Source organism: Enhydrobacter aerosaccus (assembly GCF_900167455.1).
Classification (GTDB): domain Bacteria; phylum Pseudomonadota; class Alphaproteobacteria; order Reyranellales; family Reyranellaceae; genus Reyranella; species Reyranella aerosaccus.
This window is the reverse complement of the sequence record NZ_FUWJ01000005.1, coordinates 242,088-257,397: the sequence shown is the minus strand read 5'-3', so window position 1 is coordinate 257,397 and position 15,310 is coordinate 242,088. Positions and strand designations below refer to the sequence as shown.

Below are 15,310 nucleotides of genomic sequence, written 5' to 3'. Positions count from 1 at the left end.
ACTTGTGCCTGTCCTTTCCGATGAACTCCAGCCCGAAGAGCGCTGGCCTAGGCCCACCTCACCGAGACGAGTGTGGCGAAGCGGGCTAAGGTCAAGGCTCGATGGTGGGTGATCCCTAACAATCAAGACACACGAGTGGCGGTAGGAGAGATCGCGTCTTCCTCCGCTCGCTTGGCTTTCACGTAATCGACCAGCGCCGCAACGTGATCCAGTTCGGGAGCCTCGATTGCGCCAGCTTGGCGGGCAGCCCAGCGGATCGCGAAGTGGGGGACGTTATGGCAGCCGGCTTGAACCCAGCCAGCGGCCGATACACTGTCGATCCGGAAGTGACCAAGCCGCACCGTGCGGCCTACCCCGGAGAGTGTGGGAGCGTAAGCGATGGCCCGACCCTCTCTTACGGCGCGATCAATGAAGGGTAGAGCCTTCAATCCATGTTCCAAGGGGAAGTCAGCGCCGCGCGAGGTTTCCACCGTGGCGCCGTTGACGCGGAGCAGCGTAGGTGGAAGACCAAGCGGGCCGCCGGTTCTATATTGCAGTTCAATCGGATATCCGGCGCGCGTGTTTCCCAGCCAGTATGCGCCCAAGGCAATCTCGCCAAACGCATTAGCGAGGTTCCGCCACATCAGCTTTGGAGCATCGAAGTAGGCTCTGAAGAAGGCCCGAATGTTATCAAAGATAGCTTCGCCTTCAGAGGCTTTGAGAAGCCGCGAGAGGACTTCCGAGGGTTCTCCCGTGGGAAGCCCATAAGCTTTAGCCCATGTTTCGCCGGCCATGGCGTAGTGTGTGGCTTGGTTTAGCCACCAAGCGCGGTTAGAGCGAGCGCGCGCTGCTTTCTCCTTAGCCTCTTTGGCAGCGTTCATGATGAGTTCGAGGATAACCGCCGGCTTTTCGTTGGTGCCGAACCTCCATCCCCTGTTTGGGAGGTCCAAACTCACCTCAACGAACTCGGTCCCGTGCAATGCGCGGCGGCGGGCGTTGTAGTGCTTTGATGTGGTCGTGATCGAATAGCTATGAGTGGAGCAGATCACGAACCGCGTTCCGTCCGGAGCCGGCGGGAGAAACCGCGCAATCTCCGTCGAATAGGAGTAGAGCGACGGCCCCGCGAAGCTAAAGTTGCCGTTGCTTGAACGGGCCGAAGACTGGTCCGTGGTGCCCCTCGCGTGGGCAACCCAAAGGTGGGCAACTTGGGAGTTGGTGAGAGACATGGTGTTAGCCCTCCACACTCAGCGGCTTCGCGTTGGAGTACAACTCTTCAGCCCTCTCGGGGTCAGCTCCGGGAAGGTGCCAACCGAACATGGAGCCGACTTGCATAGCCGTCCGCATGGCAGGCGTTACGTTAAACAGTCCGTTGCGGCGTTCGGCTTCCTCAACGGTCATCCCATGTTCGGGCCAGTATCCTTCCTCGCCGCGCTTGATGAGTATTACCGCGCGTTTACGTCCCGGCAGGATCGCGTAACAGAATTCAGGATGTGCCTTAGTGGTCATGTCGTGTCACTCCTTTGCGTCGAAGTCGGTGCGCACTGTGAGCGATCACTAACAACCTGTCAACAACAAAATGTGAGTGATCACACATTTTATCCTCCCGGGCGCACCAAGGCGAACCCCACGGGACCATCTCGGCGGCCCCTGTGCGGCGAGCCCGAATAGAGACAGGCGGAGGCGAGCGGGGAGGCTTTAGGGGATAGCGTGGGATGTGGCGTGGTGGATCGCGGTGGGTTCGTCGTGGTGAGCCCGAGAGGCGCGCTAGGTCCTAGTGTGAGATGTGCTGGTGCTCAAAAGCACAGATTCCTAGCTTTATATTCGAGTGGGAATAACGCCGAAAAAAGGAGCCCTCACCCTCCCGGGCACCCCTCGGGACCAGCTCAGCCACCAACTAAGGGACGTGTAATCCCATTGCAGGCGAGCAAGTTCAATGGGTTAGCTCGGGACGGTGCCCGGAGGCGTGCCCGATGGCCCCGGGGTGGTGGGGTGGTGACCATCCAATAGGCGCGGCCGGGGGTAGAGGGGGGTCCGGCCACGCGGGAGGGGTCGCCAAGGGGCTTGAGAATATCCTAGGCTAACATTCTGACCCTGGAGGGGATTGGGTAGGGTAAGGATATAAGCCACATCTGACACTAGGATCGGAGGGGCTAGATGTAGGGTTGGGCTCTAGGTAATGATTAAACTTCGGGAGCCTCTAGGGATAGTGCCATAGAGCTGCCTCATTACATCTGACACTTCCTCTAGATAACCTCTAGGGAACACCAGGGGAGGCTCTCGGTGGTCCCCCGGATATAATATGCTGGAATCTGTAAGCTATTGTTATCATTGATGAATACCCTTAAAACCATCCTTATCCCATAACCATCCTTTAGTAGCCCTCATCCCCTAGTCCCCCTCCCATCAGGGGAAGCTCCCGAGGGAACACTTGAATACCCCACATAGAAAGCCATCAGGAGCCCGCTGAGAGGCTTCGAGAGGCCCAGATAGGTCACCCTACCTGAAAGCCCCCCGATCCTCTGTACGGCCAGATAAACCGGCCTAGCGAACGAATTGGTCAGTGATCCCTTATCAGAAGCCTTGGGTCATTGTGAGTGATCAGCAACTACCCAAACAGGAGAAGTTCCCGAGGAGGCCCGTGCCGAACTTGGAGCGGACTTCCTGGATGGCCTCCCAGTCAGCCCGGGAGACCCTATGGCCGGCGGGAGGGAACCATGCCTGCGTCTGCTCATCAAATCGATAGCCCTGGTACTTCCTTAGCCAGATCACGGCGCAGTCCACCGAGGTCATCATCAGGTATTTCTCAAAAGAAGAAAGGGCCGCAGGAGACTACCCCACGGCCCTCTCAAAGGTTGTTGGTTTGGCTTCTCTGTTACTGCTGCACGCACGTCACTTGCGGGGTGAACTGGGAAGCCGCACTGGAGCCCTTTAGGACCACCTGACGAGCCGCCTCACAAGCCTGCTGGGAGGTGAACTCAGGAACGCCAGTGACGTGGTATCCGCCCCCGACGCTTCCCGTGGACACCCACGCCACAACGATCAAAACCCACTTCATGGTTAATCCCCTCGGTTGCCCCTAGGGACGGATTCTAGAACTAGCCTTCCTCATCCTCAAGCTGGATTGCCTCACCATACCCTTCCCAGTTGAACACCCCGGCGGCTTCCAGACACCTCAACCGCTTCCGCGAACGGAGCAGCCGCTCATACTCAGCTTTGGTGATCTCGACAGTCTCGGGCTCGCCTTTGTTGCGCTCAATGATAGCCTCTAGGTGCATCATCGGATGCCTCCCGTGGTGGTAGTGGTGTAACTGTCGTTCCAGTTGGTGCTTGTGGGCCGATCCAGGCCAATGCTCTGAAGTCGCTCCACCGCCTCATCGAACTCCCGATCCCGGCGGTTGCTGTCCACGTCCTCACTGATCTTATCGAGCCAGTAGGCGGTAGACCCAGCAACCGTCTCGATGCGGTCGTCGTGCTTCAGAGAGTTGCGCTCCTTGGTGAGCCGCGTCATCTGGTAGAAGAGACGATAGAGGTGCTGCTTGTCCGGGGAGCGATCCATCACGCTCTCGTAGTCCTTCGTCACGAGGGCATCGTGCACCACGAGGCGATGCTGGTTCATAATCGGCTCAAGCGTATCGATGATCCTCTTTTCCTTCTGCCCGGTAGAGTGGACCTCTTCGATGATCGGAGCCGGCTTGTTGTGCTTCTCGGCGGTCTTCACGAGCACCGGACGGAAGAGCTTGGCGAACATCCCACCACCGAAGTTGTCTTCAATGGTGATCGTCCCGACCTCGTACTCGATGGCCCTCTCGGACAACCACACGAGATTGTTGTCGTCATAGCCGCCGAGGCGACCGTCGCAATCCAGCAAGCCGATCTTACCGCCGAGCTTTCCCGTGATGCTGTACGCGATCTCGTCCTGACCCTTGCCGGCTGGATCGATGAACATGTGCTTGGCATCCCACGGGTCCCAGAGGTCCTTCGTATACATCGCGGGCTTGTTGTAGCTGTCGCTCTTGAAGCCCACGTTGGGAAGGTCCGTGCGTCTGCTTTCGACACCACCGCTCCAGAGCACCGTGCGAGGCGCGTGGGTGGGTGTCAGGCTGAGGACGATCAAGTCCCTCAGGCGCAGCGGGTAGAGCAGCTCGGAGAGCAGCGTGGGCATGAGCATGAACTGGAGCGCGAAGTTGCTTCGGCCCATTTCCATCTCACGCTCTAGAAGCTCCTCCTCGGGGAACCTAGTGGGCTCCACGGGATCACCTGGGCGAGCCTTCCCGCTGTCCAGGGCATCCGCCACGAAGTCCGCGAGCGTGTCACCGTAGACCTTACGTTGCTCCGCGTCGGGATATCGAGCGGGCACCACGAACAACCTGTAGCCCTTCGCTGGCAGGTCCTTGTAGATCGATTCCTCAGACTGGTACGTCCCAAGGATCACGGTCTCACCGCCGGGCTTCAGGATCGAAGCGAACTCGGCCATGCCCTTGTGAAGCAGCTCTCGCTTGCCCACCGTGTCGGAGTTCTTCGGGATTTCCAGATCGTCACCGATGATGATATCGGCGCGGTTGCCTGGAAGCTGCCCCGTGATGCCTCGCGCACGCACGCTGGGCTGCACCGAGACCTTGCACCCGTTCACATCGAAGTTGACCGTGCTGGTCTTGTGGCCCTTCTTCTCATCGGGCATCAGGTGGCGAAGCCAGGGGACTTCGATGATGCACTTCAGGATGAAGCTGGTAACGGACTTCGCGTGATCGGCGCTCGCGCTCACCACGAGTATCTGAAGGAGCGGATTGCGGTGCAGCCGCCAGAGCACGTAAGCGCCCGTCAGCCAGGTCTTGGCGACACCTCGGAAGGCGAGCACCATGCGGCGCTTCGGGCCGTGCTGGAGGAAGTTCGCGATCTCGTACTGGACGCTTGTGGGATCAGGGAGCCCTAGCTCGTGCCAGAGGAGATAGACGAAGTTCCGGAAGTCGTTGAAGGCTAGCGGGTCTGAGCTTTCGTCATTCCCAACTGGCGACGCGATGTTGAGTGCTCTTTCGCGCGCCGCAATGCCTTCGATATCGTCTCCAATCTCGGTATTGAACGCTTCCTCGGAACTCGGCGGGAGCGAACGCTCATCCTTCACCGAACGCCACTTTGTAAGCGTAGGCGAGAGCTTGAACCCCGAGCGACACACAGAGGAATCCAGCCGAGAACAAAACCCAGTTGACCATGACTAGACGATCCCCCGGAGGAACATCTCGCGTTCCTTTGCTCGTCTCCGGATGAGACCGGGGAGGGGAGGGTTGGCCCACTTGGGGAACTCGTCAGCGGCTCCCTTATAGTCTCCCGCATTCAGCTTGCGGAGCATCGTGGAGTGGTAACCACTCCTCAGCCAAACGAAGCCGTCTCGCTGACCTGGGATGCCTTGACCGATGTTAAAGACAAAGGACACAAGGGCGTCAAACTGAGACTGTGTAAGCGGTACGGTAACGTGTCCGTTAACGATGGAACCGGCCACAGCCGCGTCATTGATCAGTGCTTCCCTGATCTGCTCATCCGTCCAAACGAGGCCGGGATACACATCCGCTCCGGTGTGGCCCACGCCAATGGTCCACGGATAACCGCTCGGACCAGGGTCGGGGTATGCTTTATATTCCTTGCCTTCTTCTTCAACGAGAAACTCCAGGCCCTCTTCACTTACGATCATCAGAGGACGAGGCCAGCTATCATAAGGGAAGCCCCAACTGCGCCGCCAACCAGCGCGTGCTTCAGAACGGATATGCGGTCTTCAGGATGGGCGTATCGTTCACCAGCGATGGCATAGGAGATTGAGAGGGCCAGAAGGGCCGTACCGATGGCGGTCACTTGTCCCCGTTGAAGAAGTAGACGAGAGCATCGTGTTTCGCTTCACAGATCAGATACTTCTCGACTGCATCGTTCCACGCGTTGGCTACTTCGTTGTCCGTGGGGTTGTCGCTCGGGGCAATCGGGCGTTCGCACTTCGTCAGAAGCGAAGCGTCAGGGTGTCTTCCCCCCAAGGAGGTGCCGCACGCTGTCAGCGGCATCACGCACAACAGGCCCGCAAGTCGCAGTAATTGGCGCATTCGCAATCCTTTGTTTGGCGGTCGCCGCTTCGGCTTCCACCTGTTTGATCCGTGCGTCCCTTGTTTCGAGTGCCTTAGCGCTCAGCGCGGCATCCTTCTTGAACTGCTCCAGTTGTGCGCTCGCTAGGGCTTCGTTCTGCCATGAGGTCTTCAACGCCCAGGCTCCGCCCGCGAGCACCACGAGAAGAATCCCGATGGCTGCTAGGGGAACCCACGACGGAAGGAAGCTGAGTAGCTTGTCCATTTCTATTGAGGGTCCTTCTCTCGTTTGCGGATGCTTTCCACGAGGCGCTCGTAGGCTTGGTTCTTCTCGTCGAGGTCCCGTTCCAGCCTATCGAGCTGACGGTTGACCAGCGACTTGATCCACATACCGAGGAACACCGTGGTAAAGCCAAGCGCCACCACAACGGAACCAACGATCCCGTACTGAGCCCAGGGAGTGAGGATCGCCGTGGTGGCTTGTGTAGGGTCCACCTAGTGCGCGGCCAACGGCCAGCGGAGTAGGCTGACCGCCAGGGTGCCCACAGTAGTCAGGAGTGCCCCGATCACGCCGAAGGCAACCCTCCAGAGGAGTTTCTTGATCTCCGACACGTCGCCCTCAAGGGTGGCGAGGCGGGCCTCCGCGATGATGAGCGCGGCGGGCTTGCGCGCCTTCTTCGGCGGCACCCTGTCCTTACGCATGGTCATTATTGAGACAACCTGACATAGACCGGCCCTCCGGTAACTCCGAGGATAGTTCCGATGCGGTATTGAACACCATCCTCGTGCTCCACGAAGGTTTCAGTGCCACCACCATCGGTGAACTCAATAAAGGAAAGCCAATTGGTGTAAGTTCCTGTGCTCTTCAGGAACCTCCGCTGCACCGAAATAGTGCCGGTCCACGTTCCAGCATCAGCGAACGCGTTAACTCTCCCTCGAAACGAAGAAGATGCGCTCCAGGAGTTGGCTCCATTGGCCGACCCCTCAATGAGAAGAGCTGCTGCCATTAGAGGTCACCTTCTCCCGGGTCCTCCGCGAATGGCAGGGAGTGCTTCTTCAAGGTCTTAACGCCCTCGTGCTTGTCGTCGTCAGCTTGGATGTTGTTCTCCTTGAGGAACTGGCGGACGACGTTGAGCGAGGCCGCATCCGGCACTGGCTTAGTCCCAGCGGCTCCCGGCTTAACCACGTCGATCAACCGATCAACGAAGTGGTCGAATAGTTCCTCGGTACGAGTGCGGTTAGACTTACCGCTCAAGTCAGTACCTCCGTCTTGTTGGTCTTGAGGATGTGCGCGATGATCCAGAGCAGGAGCTTGGGGTTGTCTCGAAGCAGATGCGCCCAGCCCAGCCCGAATGCCGTAACGGTCTTCTCCTCGCCCCAGCGCGGGTTAACCGACTTGAGGTGATAGAGGGCGTGCGTCAGTTCGTGTATGACGACTTCCACGGCGCGTAATCCGGAGATACCGGCATCGAGCACGATGCGCTTTCCGTTGGGATCGTAGTAGCCCCACACGCGAGCCTCATCAGCTTCCTGGGGGTGGATCAAGGCGAACCCTACTGTATGCCTGCCAATGCGAACCGGAGAAGGTAGCTCAATGCCATGGGAAGAGTTTACGGTAGGCATCAGGGGCCGATAGAGTTCCAACCTTGATATAGAGTGATGAATAGAGTGCCGTCTCCTCCAAGGCCGACGCTTATGGTGCATCCGCCTGGGGTTCCGCCTGGATAAGCTCCCGTGTTGATCGTCTGGACGTTGATCGAGCGGATGTTGAGCACACCTCCTGTAGCCAGTCCCGCAAGCGCTACGCCGGAACCCAGGTTAGCCACCGAGGCAACCCCTGACGGCCCAGCCGGACCAGCCGGTCCTTGAGCACCAGCCGGACCAGTAGCGCCAGCCGGACCAGCCGGACCAGTAGCGCCAGCCGGACCAGTAGCTCCCGGAGGACCCGCCGGACCCGGGACAGTCCACACTCCACCGAAGGCGAGCGCCTGCGCAATGAGCTGCGGAATGTCATAGGTGTTACCAAGTCGCCCGATCTCGTCTTGGTTCTCTTGCGTGGCGTAAAGCGTCTGAAGCTGAGATATTCGGTTCGTCTCGGCATCGTTGAGCGTAGTTGGGAGCCACGTAGCGAGCGGCGTCAGGGGCGTCTTCCGGAAGATATGAACGTTGCTTCCACTTGGCGGAGGGGTGGCTCCCGAAGGCAGCGCAATGCGGTTAGGGCCGACAAGAGACGTGCCAGCAACCACCACGCCGTCCACATCAACAAAGACGTGACTTTGGTCTAGATATTCAAACGTGAAGTCCCAGGCGGTGGTTAGTCCGTCGCCGGGGTGAGTGTCATAGGCGTAAGGCACACTTACTTGTTGTTGAGGAGGTCTTGGAGCGTGGGGTTAGTCGGCGTGGGAGCCCCCAGGGGGACCGCTCGTTGTGCTGCCGAGAACTGCGCCAGCGCACCGCGAAGGTTCTCAAAGCCGGGCTCAGAGAGCATCTGTGTGTGGGCCGCTTCGTAGTGACGTTGCAGCTCGTCCTTGATCATCTGAGCGGCGGGATGCTGGCGATAAATTGGATCTTCAACGCCGTTCTTCTTGGCGTTCTTGTAGGCGTCGCTTGACACCAGCGCGTTGATGGATTCCTCGGCGCTCTTCCGGTTGCCTCCCGGATTGCTCACGAGTTCCATCCACCGGTCATAAGCGGACTGACCTGTGCGAGGGTTCTTGAAGTCCCGCAGATCGATAGCGCCACCCACCGAAGGGCTCGGCATCATGAACCGCGTCTTGGTAGGTCCTTCGCCCCAGTAGGCCATCTCGCTACGTGCGGGGCTGGTCTTACCCTCCACCAGGGAGAACGGGTTGATCTCTCGCCACGGCCAACCCACCGGAGTGGTCATCTTGTCCCCGAGATTGTCCCGCATAGGATCGAGCTTGGAGGCCAACCCGGGGATGCGGTTCTCGATGGCATCGATCATGCCCCGGACTTGGTGCAGAGTGTCGTCCGTGTTGAAGCTGGAGATCGCCCGAGGGATGTATGAGGCCGCGCGACTGTTGAGGAACGATTGCACGGTGCTCGGTCCGTCTGCCTGCTGGGAAGACCGAAGAACTCCCATGAGGTCCGTCATGGACTGGAGGTAGCCCTTCGCATTCAAGTTGGCCGCCAGAGACAAGCCAATGGACATAGCGAGGCTGTTCTGAGTGCGCTCGTCAACGTGCGCCATGATGTAGGAGGCGTCCGCGATGATGCCCATGATGCCGGCCACCGGATCGAATCGCTGATACGGGATGAAGAGGTCCTGACCATTCTCCCCAGCTCCCCGCAAGCGGATGGAATACGGCTGGTTACCCGCCGCCCGCCACTGCTTGTTGAGCTGCGGATCGGTCGGTCCCTTGCCTGTGATGACGCCTTCCGCTACCAGCATTGAGACGCCAGCCGAGAACATCGAGCCGAGCGACAAGCGGCCGATGGCATCAGCACGCCGCTCTCCGCCTTGCTGCACGTCGTGCCAGAACTGGGCGCGAAGCGGAGCCGCCGGGCTCTCGTACATCATCTCTCGGAAGAGGTTGGTCGGAACCTTCGTGAAGGGAGCCACGACGTGGCGGAACCATGGCATCGAGTTCGCCGCGCCGTTGACGATCTCCCCAAGCGATTTGGTAGCACCGAACCAGTTGGCATCCTGCTTGAGCGGTTGGGTGAAGCGAGCCCTCCGGCTGTCGGCCATGGCTGCGGAGTTGAGCAGCTCTCCTTCGGCTCCGAACGCGGAACCGTTGGCAGGGTTGAACGCTTCCTCGAAGGCATCCTTGACGTACTGATCCACCGGAGAGACGAGCTTGACCTTCCCATCAATCGAGACTGGGATTGAAGGCTTGTCGCTCAGTCCGGTACGGAACGCCTCGGTACGAGCCCGAGCTTCCACGGATGCCCTATAGTTCAACTGGGCGAAGAACTCGTCAGAGGCCGTGAGGAACCGGGTAGGCATACCGATGGCCTTGCCCAGCCAGTTCACGCCCACACCAAAGATGTTGTCGTCCTGAAGCCCGAAGGTCCCGGCCCGTATCCATCCCGGGTGAGCCTCTACCTGCTGTCCCGCCGCATCGAGCACTGGGGCGTTGGAGACGAGCGCACGACGAGCCATCTCGAAGCTATCAAAGACGTGACTACGGAGCGCGGCGTATTGAGCCATGCCAACCTGGAGTGCTTGCTTGTCGGCCGTGAGTGCGCCGCCTGCCATCCGATAGAGCGGATACAGGAAGGTGTTACGCACGTTGCCGGCGAGGTTCACGACTTGAGTGGGCCAACCACTGAGTACGGAGTTGATCCAGAACTCGTTAGCCACGCCCATGATCTTCTGACCGAGCGTCGGCTCAAGGAGCTTGATAACGCTTCCCGGGTTGCCGTCCGTGAGGCCCAAGAGGTTTCCAATGAGCTTGAAGTTCTTGTCCCCAAGCTGGCCCCTGAGCGTTGCCGCGTCAGCCGCCTCCAGGCCGCTCCCCGTGGCGATCCTCCCGGCTGCTGTCGTGCGAGCCGCTGCTCGTTGAACGCTCTTGACGGTCCCCACGAGGTCCATAAGGACGTTCGTCATCTGGTCCATGTAAACCTTGTCGGCATCCGTCGCGAGACCGGCCGCGTCCATCTTGGCGATCTTCAAGATGTCGTTCGTGAGGGATTGCATCCAGGTCTTACCGGCAACGACAAGCGCCGGCATATTCTCGGACTGACCCGTGAGCTGCTGAAGGGAGCCCATAAGCACATCGGGCTTGGAGCCCACCCAGTCGGCCAGCTCTTGCACACGAGCAAACGTCTGCTTGGCTCCCCCGGATACCTCATCGATCTTCGGAGCCATCATCTCCGCGAGTTGCGAGAGGGAGAGCTTCACGGCGTCCGGGCTGTCCATGCGGCGGTAATTGAAGTAGTTGCCGAGCGTGTCTTCCAGGGCAGAGCCAGGAGCTTCCGCCTTGAGGGTCGCGTAGGGGACCGAAAGGGAAGTCTCCAGGGCTTTCTCAAAGTCGGCCTTCTGGGCATCGTCCAGCTTGAACGCGGGCTCGTACTTCGGCTTCGGAGCGGGAGGAACGAGGTCAGGGTTCTTTTCGAGCCACGCCTTCACCTCGGCTTGCGTCTCCGGAGAGAGCTTGTCGAAGTGCACGTCGCCACCTTCGGAAGCCGCCTTGATCTCCGACTTTGCGTTGTCGCTCAGGGGAAGCGGGGTGTCTCCGTTGTCGGGATGCTCGAAGCTGTCCCCGTTGGTCTTGACCTCTACGTTGTCGGGCTCTTCGGGAGGCGTCGGGCTCTTCGCCAGAGGTTCGCCTTCGGGGTGCTCCTTCGTTACCGCATCGAGCCCTTGCTGCAACTCCGGTTCGGCCTCGGTGACGGCCTTCTTGACCGCCTCAGCGTCACCCGTGAGCTGCGCCTGGACTACCTTCCGGAGCCCTCCCACGAGCTTGACGACACCTTCAATGGCAGCTCCCGCGAGCACACCTTCACCAGCCGCTTCGATCTTCCGTACCCAGCTATCACCTTCTCCAGAGCCCGCTTCCGCGAGGGCATCGAGCACCGGCCCTTTGAGTGCGGGTACGGTATCGAAGAAGTCCACGAGGCGCTGATCGTGGGCACCCGTGACAAGGAAGTCGCCAATACCGCCCGAGGCGATAGCGGTGCCGACACCTTCGGCCATCCCCAGTCCCTTCAGGACCGTGCCAGCCCCGAGGAAACCAACGATGAAGCGGCCGATGTCTCTCGCCGCGTTGACGGCCTGCCCATAGCCTGTGCTCTCGTCAGCACGCGGAACCTCGGGAAGCTCCAGCGAACCCTCCGGGAACTTCGGCCGTTGAGTTCCCATCATGCGGTCAAGCGGAGCGAACGGAGAGGGTGCGTCCTTTACCGTATCGATAGCGCCTTGGGCGGCATCCCGGACGGCACCCAAGGGGGCCAGCGCGGTAGCCATCATGCTACTTTGGAACGTGGGATCGGAGGTGACCTCGGTAGGCATCCCCTGAAACTCAGGGTTACCCATGCCTTGGCCTGGATCGATCGGTGGCTGAGCGTCGGGCTGAGAGGAGGCGGAGTTGTCCGGGGTTTGCTGCTGAGGCGGTGCGGCTATTGCCGCTTTCATCCGTTGAACGAGAGCGTCATCCACCTTTGGGGCCTATCACTTCTTTTTCGGTTTGGCGGTAGCAGGGGGATTGTTCGCATCCTCGATGATGGCAGCCGTGATGCCCGGCCTACCTAGCTGCTGATCTAGGTTAGTGATGAACTGCTGGAACGCCTGCGGTCCCTGGGCGTGCGCCTGCGCGGCCTCCCGGACGATCTGCGACTTGTCCGCCGGGGAGATGCGGCCAACCACTGCGGAGAGTTCCTCAGGCTTAGCCCCGGGGTTCCCACTGGCGGCCGACTGCGCTTTACGGCCCAGCTCATCCAGGGAGTTCGTGTTCCCAGATGGGACAAGCGTCGGCATCAGCGCGTTGATCGTCTTCTCAGCCTCAGCCCGTAGTTCAAGGGCCGTCGCATCCGGCTTCTTCTTGAGCAGTTCCATGGCCGAGTTGTTGATCGCGTCCGTCATCATCATGAAGTCGTTAGCTCCCTTGGCATCAAGCAGGCCGAAGGGGTTGTTCTCCTTCTTCGTCAGCATGGACTTCACCGAGGACTTCAGGTCGTTCATCTCGGGGGAGTTTATCTTGCGCACCAGGGACGGATCATAGGACGCCATGTGCTGAGCCATCGCGAAGAGGTCGTTGCTGGACCGCGCGTTGATCTTCTTGTTCGCTACCGCATCGTTGATGCTCTTCATCGCCTCAAGCTGCCCCAGGGGATTGCCCGCCGAGGAGATGATCTGGTTCCGAAGATCAGCGAGCACGGGAGCCTCAGCGCTGGCCGCCACTTCATTCGTCCCGTTGATGTACGAGGCAACGAAGGAGGTAGCCGAGGAGACCGCCGTGGGATCAACTTCAGCGAGCTTCTCCAGGAGCGGTCGGGTCGTTGCGTAGGCGGAGGCCGGATCGGAGATCGTGGCTGTCTGGATTTGCGTCAGGAGGGACAGGCCCTTCGTCTGACGGTCCCACGTTGCCGACTGGTGCGCCCAAGATTCCTGCTCGTGCTTGAACGCGGCTTCAGCTCGGGGACGTACAACTTCCATCTGGTAGCGATGGTTGTCAGCCGCCCAGGCAAACTCCTGGTCGCCCCTCGCCTTATCGATGAGCCACCGATTGGTAGACACACGGGCGTCCTGCACACGGGGATTGCTGGCGAGCGTAGCCGAGCTTCCTGGTCCGCCCGTCTTCACGTTGTCAAGGGCCGCGAGGTACGACGCGTTGCCGTCTCCTTTGGCCTTCGCGATGATTGCCTGGGCGGCCACGTTGGCGAACGACTGATCGGGCATACCTTCGAGGCGCATCTTCTCTCCGAGCGCGTTGATCCGCTCGGCGGCCACCTTGGGATCACCCGTGGTGTTCAAGATGGCGTTGATCTCGGCTCCCGTGTTTGTCTCCTGCTTCGCGATGACGGCTTGGGTGATGTTGTTCGCGTGTTCCCGCGCCATGCGCTCATCGGCCAGCCCTGAGCTTTGCCGGAAGCCGTCCCACCAGTCGGCCGTGCGGTCCGCCGGGAGGGTCGCCATGTACTGCTTCTTGAAGTCCTGCATGAACTTCTGGAAGACGGCGGGATCGTCGCTGCTCTTCGCGGGGCTCTGAAGGTACGCGGACTGCATCTGGTTGTAGTAGTCGTCCATGCCCGTGACGCGGCCATCCTGGTTCTGATAGCCCTTGATAAACCACGGGTTGGCCCCTTGCGGGATGATGCCCTTCGCCTGAGCGTCCGCGAACTTCTCTTGGCTCTCCTGGGCTTTCATCTGCCCAAGCTTGAACTCTTCCTCGCGGCTATCCTTCAGGTATTCCTTGCCGAACCCGTCCAGGTTCCCCGCACCGATGTCGAGCGCGCGTAGCAATGCCTGAGAGGCCGAGGTGTCCGGGTTGACGACACCGGGGAGAGCGACTGGAACCGGCCGAGCGGATACACCCGGAGCGGGACCGAGGCCCACACCTGGGATGTTGACCTCTTGGCGCTGGCCGGGAGCGATACCGCGTTGTGTGTCAGCCATTAGCCGAAGCTCCTACCGAAGATGCCGCGACCCGGGGTGCTCGTGGTGTCCGCCATGTAATCCTTGGCGATCCCCAAGCCAGCCGCGATGAAGTTGCCCACGATGGCATTCGAGGGATTGTCGGGCAGCCCTTCAGCGATGTTGAGTATTTGGTTCTGGGCGCTCATCTGCTGGCCCTTCTTCTGGGCCTCGCCTTGCGCGATCTGCCCTTCGGCATCCGAGCGAATGTTTGAGATGTCCTTGCCGGTAGCGACCGCGTAGGTGCGGAAGAGTTCCTGCACGCTGTTCCCGGTTACGCCTCCCGACGCGGCGGCCCCTGCGGCTTCGCCCGTGGCTGCATCGAGCTTCGTCCTCGCTTGGCCTTCCTTGATCTGCGCTTGGTTCTGCACCTGGATTTCCTGGAGGCCGTCCATGGCATACTGGAAGACGGTGCTCTTATCGATTGCGTCCGCCGCCGCGTTGGCCGCGTTGACCTTCTTGTTGTAAGCGGACATTTGCTGCCCCGAGCTGGCGAGAGCGCCGCCTAGGGAGAATAGAACCTGTGCTCCGAAGAGCGCGCCTGCATCACAGATGGTTCGGCCTATCGATGAAGAAGGGAAGGGCTAATGCCCCGTTGTGCTCCGTTGGGACTGGAGTGTTAGAGAACCGTGCACCGCAACTCTTCTTCAGCCAGTTGATGATCTTCGTTCCCTCGGGGGTAACGCCGTTGTAAAGCGTCTTCACCTCGGGGCCAGCCAGGGCGAAGCAGTGCTCAATGAACCAGCGGCACATCCGCTTGTCTGCCAGCATTCGCCCGTGGTGCTCCACCGCGTACTGCGAGGGAAGGAACCAGATGAACCCGTGCTCGTTCACCCCGAAGATCGCGAGGGCAACTCGGGGAGCCTTGGAGGCCACCACGACGAACACCCGGCCCATATCCACTTGTCGATAGGTGGGCTCAAAGTCGTTGATGCCCAGCCGAACGCGCTCCTCTTCTTCTACCTCTGAGAGGTCCGTGAGTACCGTGATTGCGTCCCCTATCTCCGCCGGCCACACCATGTATCTACCGCAATGGCTAATTCTACTCATTAGCCAAGCGGGACATTCGATAAGCAAGCGCCATAGATGAACCGGGAGGATGGTATCCACCATACTGGTCAATTACGCCGCCTCGTTCGTTCACCGGGTCTCTACCTTCGGAGAGATCATAGTC

The 15,310-nt window shown here is 60.1% G+C and carries 15 protein-coding genes; all 15 read right to left on the bottom strand.

The features are described 5' to 3' along the window. Nucleotides 1-122: 122 nt before the first annotated feature. The 15 genes from B5D62_RS19975 to B5D62_RS19895 all read right to left on the bottom strand — a co-directional run bounded on the left by B5D62_RS19975 (nucleotide 123) and on the right by B5D62_RS19895 (nucleotide 15,156). Nucleotides 123-1,205, bottom strand: coding sequence for a hypothetical protein (locus B5D62_RS19975; protein ID WP_085935690.1), 1,083 nt, complete (start codon nucleotides 1,203-1,205; stop codon nucleotides 123-125). A gap of 4 nt (nucleotides 1,206-1,209) precedes the next feature. After that, nucleotides 1,210-1,485, bottom strand: coding sequence for a hypothetical protein (locus B5D62_RS32975; RefSeq protein WP_139373983.1), 276 nt, complete (start codon nucleotides 1,483-1,485; stop codon nucleotides 1,210-1,212). A 1,589-nt stretch (nucleotides 1,486-3,074) separates the two neighbouring features. Beyond that, on the bottom strand, nucleotides 3,075-3,257 hold the full coding sequence (locus B5D62_RS19960; RefSeq protein ID WP_085935687.1) for a hypothetical protein: 183 nt from the start codon (nucleotides 3,255-3,257) through the stop codon (nucleotides 3,075-3,077). Continuing rightward, nucleotides 3,254-5,098 (bottom strand): phage terminase large subunit, encoded by a 1,845-nt coding sequence (gene terL / locus B5D62_RS19955; RefSeq protein WP_085935686.1) that lies wholly within the window; start codon nucleotides 5,096-5,098, stop codon nucleotides 3,254-3,256. The genes B5D62_RS19960 and terL overlap by 4 nt, the downstream gene beginning before the upstream one ends. 90 nt (nucleotides 5,099-5,188) lie before the next feature. Then, a complete protein-coding gene (locus B5D62_RS19950; protein ID WP_085935685.1) occupies nucleotides 5,189-5,662 on the bottom strand; it encodes a lysozyme in 474 nt (157 codons plus the stop codon). Nucleotides 5,663-5,973: 311 nt separating this feature from the next. After that, a complete protein-coding gene (locus B5D62_RS19945; RefSeq protein ID WP_085935684.1) occupies nucleotides 5,974-6,303 on the bottom strand; it encodes a hypothetical protein in 330 nt (109 codons plus the stop codon). 2 nt (nucleotides 6,304-6,305) lie between these two features. Beyond that, complete coding sequence (locus B5D62_RS19940; protein ID WP_085935683.1) at nucleotides 6,306-6,533, bottom strand: hypothetical protein; 228 nt, start codon at nucleotides 6,531-6,533, stop codon at nucleotides 6,306-6,308. Next, the gene (locus B5D62_RS19935) at nucleotides 6,534-6,746 is read right to left on the bottom strand and encodes a hypothetical protein (protein WP_085935682.1); all 213 of its coding nucleotides are present in this window, start codon (nucleotides 6,744-6,746) and stop codon (nucleotides 6,534-6,536) included. It abuts the gene before it with no gap. 298 nt (nucleotides 6,747-7,044) lie between these two features. Further along, entirely contained in the window at nucleotides 7,045-7,293 is a 249-nt protein-coding gene (locus tag B5D62_RS19925; RefSeq protein WP_085935680.1) for a hypothetical protein, read from the bottom strand. After that, nucleotides 7,290-7,583: a hypothetical protein gene (locus B5D62_RS19920; protein WP_139373982.1), complete on the bottom strand. Its 294-nt coding sequence runs from the start codon at nucleotides 7,581-7,583 to the stop codon at nucleotides 7,290-7,292. The genes B5D62_RS19925 and B5D62_RS19920 overlap by 4 nt, the downstream gene beginning before the upstream one ends. Nucleotides 7,584-7,660: 77 nt before the next feature. Then, nucleotides 7,661-8,392: a phage tail fiber domain-containing protein gene (locus B5D62_RS34380; protein WP_085935678.1), complete on the bottom strand. Its 732-nt coding sequence runs from the start codon at nucleotides 8,390-8,392 to the stop codon at nucleotides 7,661-7,663. A 2-nt stretch (nucleotides 8,393-8,394) separates the two neighbouring features. Beyond that, nucleotides 8,395-12,015: a hypothetical protein gene (locus tag B5D62_RS19910; RefSeq protein ID WP_139373981.1), complete on the bottom strand. Its 3,621-nt coding sequence runs from the start codon at nucleotides 12,013-12,015 to the stop codon at nucleotides 8,395-8,397. A 159-nt stretch (nucleotides 12,016-12,174) separates the two neighbouring features. Continuing rightward, nucleotides 12,175-14,118, bottom strand: a complete 1,944-nt coding sequence (locus B5D62_RS19905; protein ID WP_085935676.1) for a hypothetical protein — start codon at nucleotides 14,116-14,118, stop codon at nucleotides 12,175-12,177. After that, a complete protein-coding gene (locus tag B5D62_RS19900; protein ID WP_419188797.1) occupies nucleotides 14,118-14,690 on the bottom strand; it encodes a virion core protein, T7 gp14 family in 573 nt (190 codons plus the stop codon). The genes B5D62_RS19905 and B5D62_RS19900 overlap by 1 nt, the downstream gene beginning before the upstream one ends. Next, nucleotides 14,683-15,156, bottom strand: coding sequence for a hypothetical protein (locus tag B5D62_RS19895; protein WP_085935674.1), 474 nt, complete (start codon nucleotides 15,154-15,156; stop codon nucleotides 14,683-14,685). The genes B5D62_RS19900 and B5D62_RS19895 overlap by 8 nt, the downstream gene beginning before the upstream one ends. Nucleotides 15,157-15,310 lie beyond the last annotated feature (154 nt).

What these genes read in the sequence shown, in the direction of transcription:
- B5D62_RS19905 (WP_085935676.1), bottom strand. Translation starts at nt 14,118, where the DNA reads ATGGCTGACACACAACGCGGTATCGCTCCCGGCCAGCGCCAAGAGGTC.
- B5D62_RS19935 (WP_085935682.1), bottom strand. Translation starts at nt 6,746, where the DNA reads ATGACCATGCGTAAGGACAGGGTGCCGCCGAAGAAGGCGCGCAAGCCC.
- B5D62_RS19945 (WP_085935684.1), bottom strand. Translation starts at nt 6,303, where the DNA reads ATGGACAAGCTACTCAGCTTCCTTCCGTCGTGGGTTCCCCTAGCAGCC.
- B5D62_RS19975 (WP_085935690.1), bottom strand. Translation starts at nt 1,205, where the DNA reads ATGTCTCTCACCAACTCCCAAGTTGCCCACCTTTGGGTTGCCCACGCG.
- B5D62_RS19910 (WP_139373981.1), bottom strand. Translation starts at nt 12,015, where the DNA reads ATGCCTACCGAGGTCACCTCCGATCCCACGTTCCAAAGTAGCATGATG.
- B5D62_RS19895 (WP_085935674.1), bottom strand. Translation starts at nt 15,156, where the DNA reads ATGGTGTGGCCGGCGGAGATAGGGGACGCAATCACGGTACTCACGGAC.
- B5D62_RS19950 (WP_085935685.1), bottom strand. Translation starts at nt 5,662, where the DNA reads ATGATCGTAAGTGAAGAGGGCCTGGAGTTTCTCGTTGAAGAAGAAGGC.
- B5D62_RS19960 (WP_085935687.1), bottom strand. Translation starts at nt 3,257, where the DNA reads ATGATGCACCTAGAGGCTATCATTGAGCGCAACAAAGGCGAGCCCGAG.
- B5D62_RS32975 (WP_139373983.1), bottom strand. Translation starts at nt 1,485, where the DNA reads ATGACCACTAAGGCACATCCTGAATTCTGTTACGCGATCCTGCCGGGA.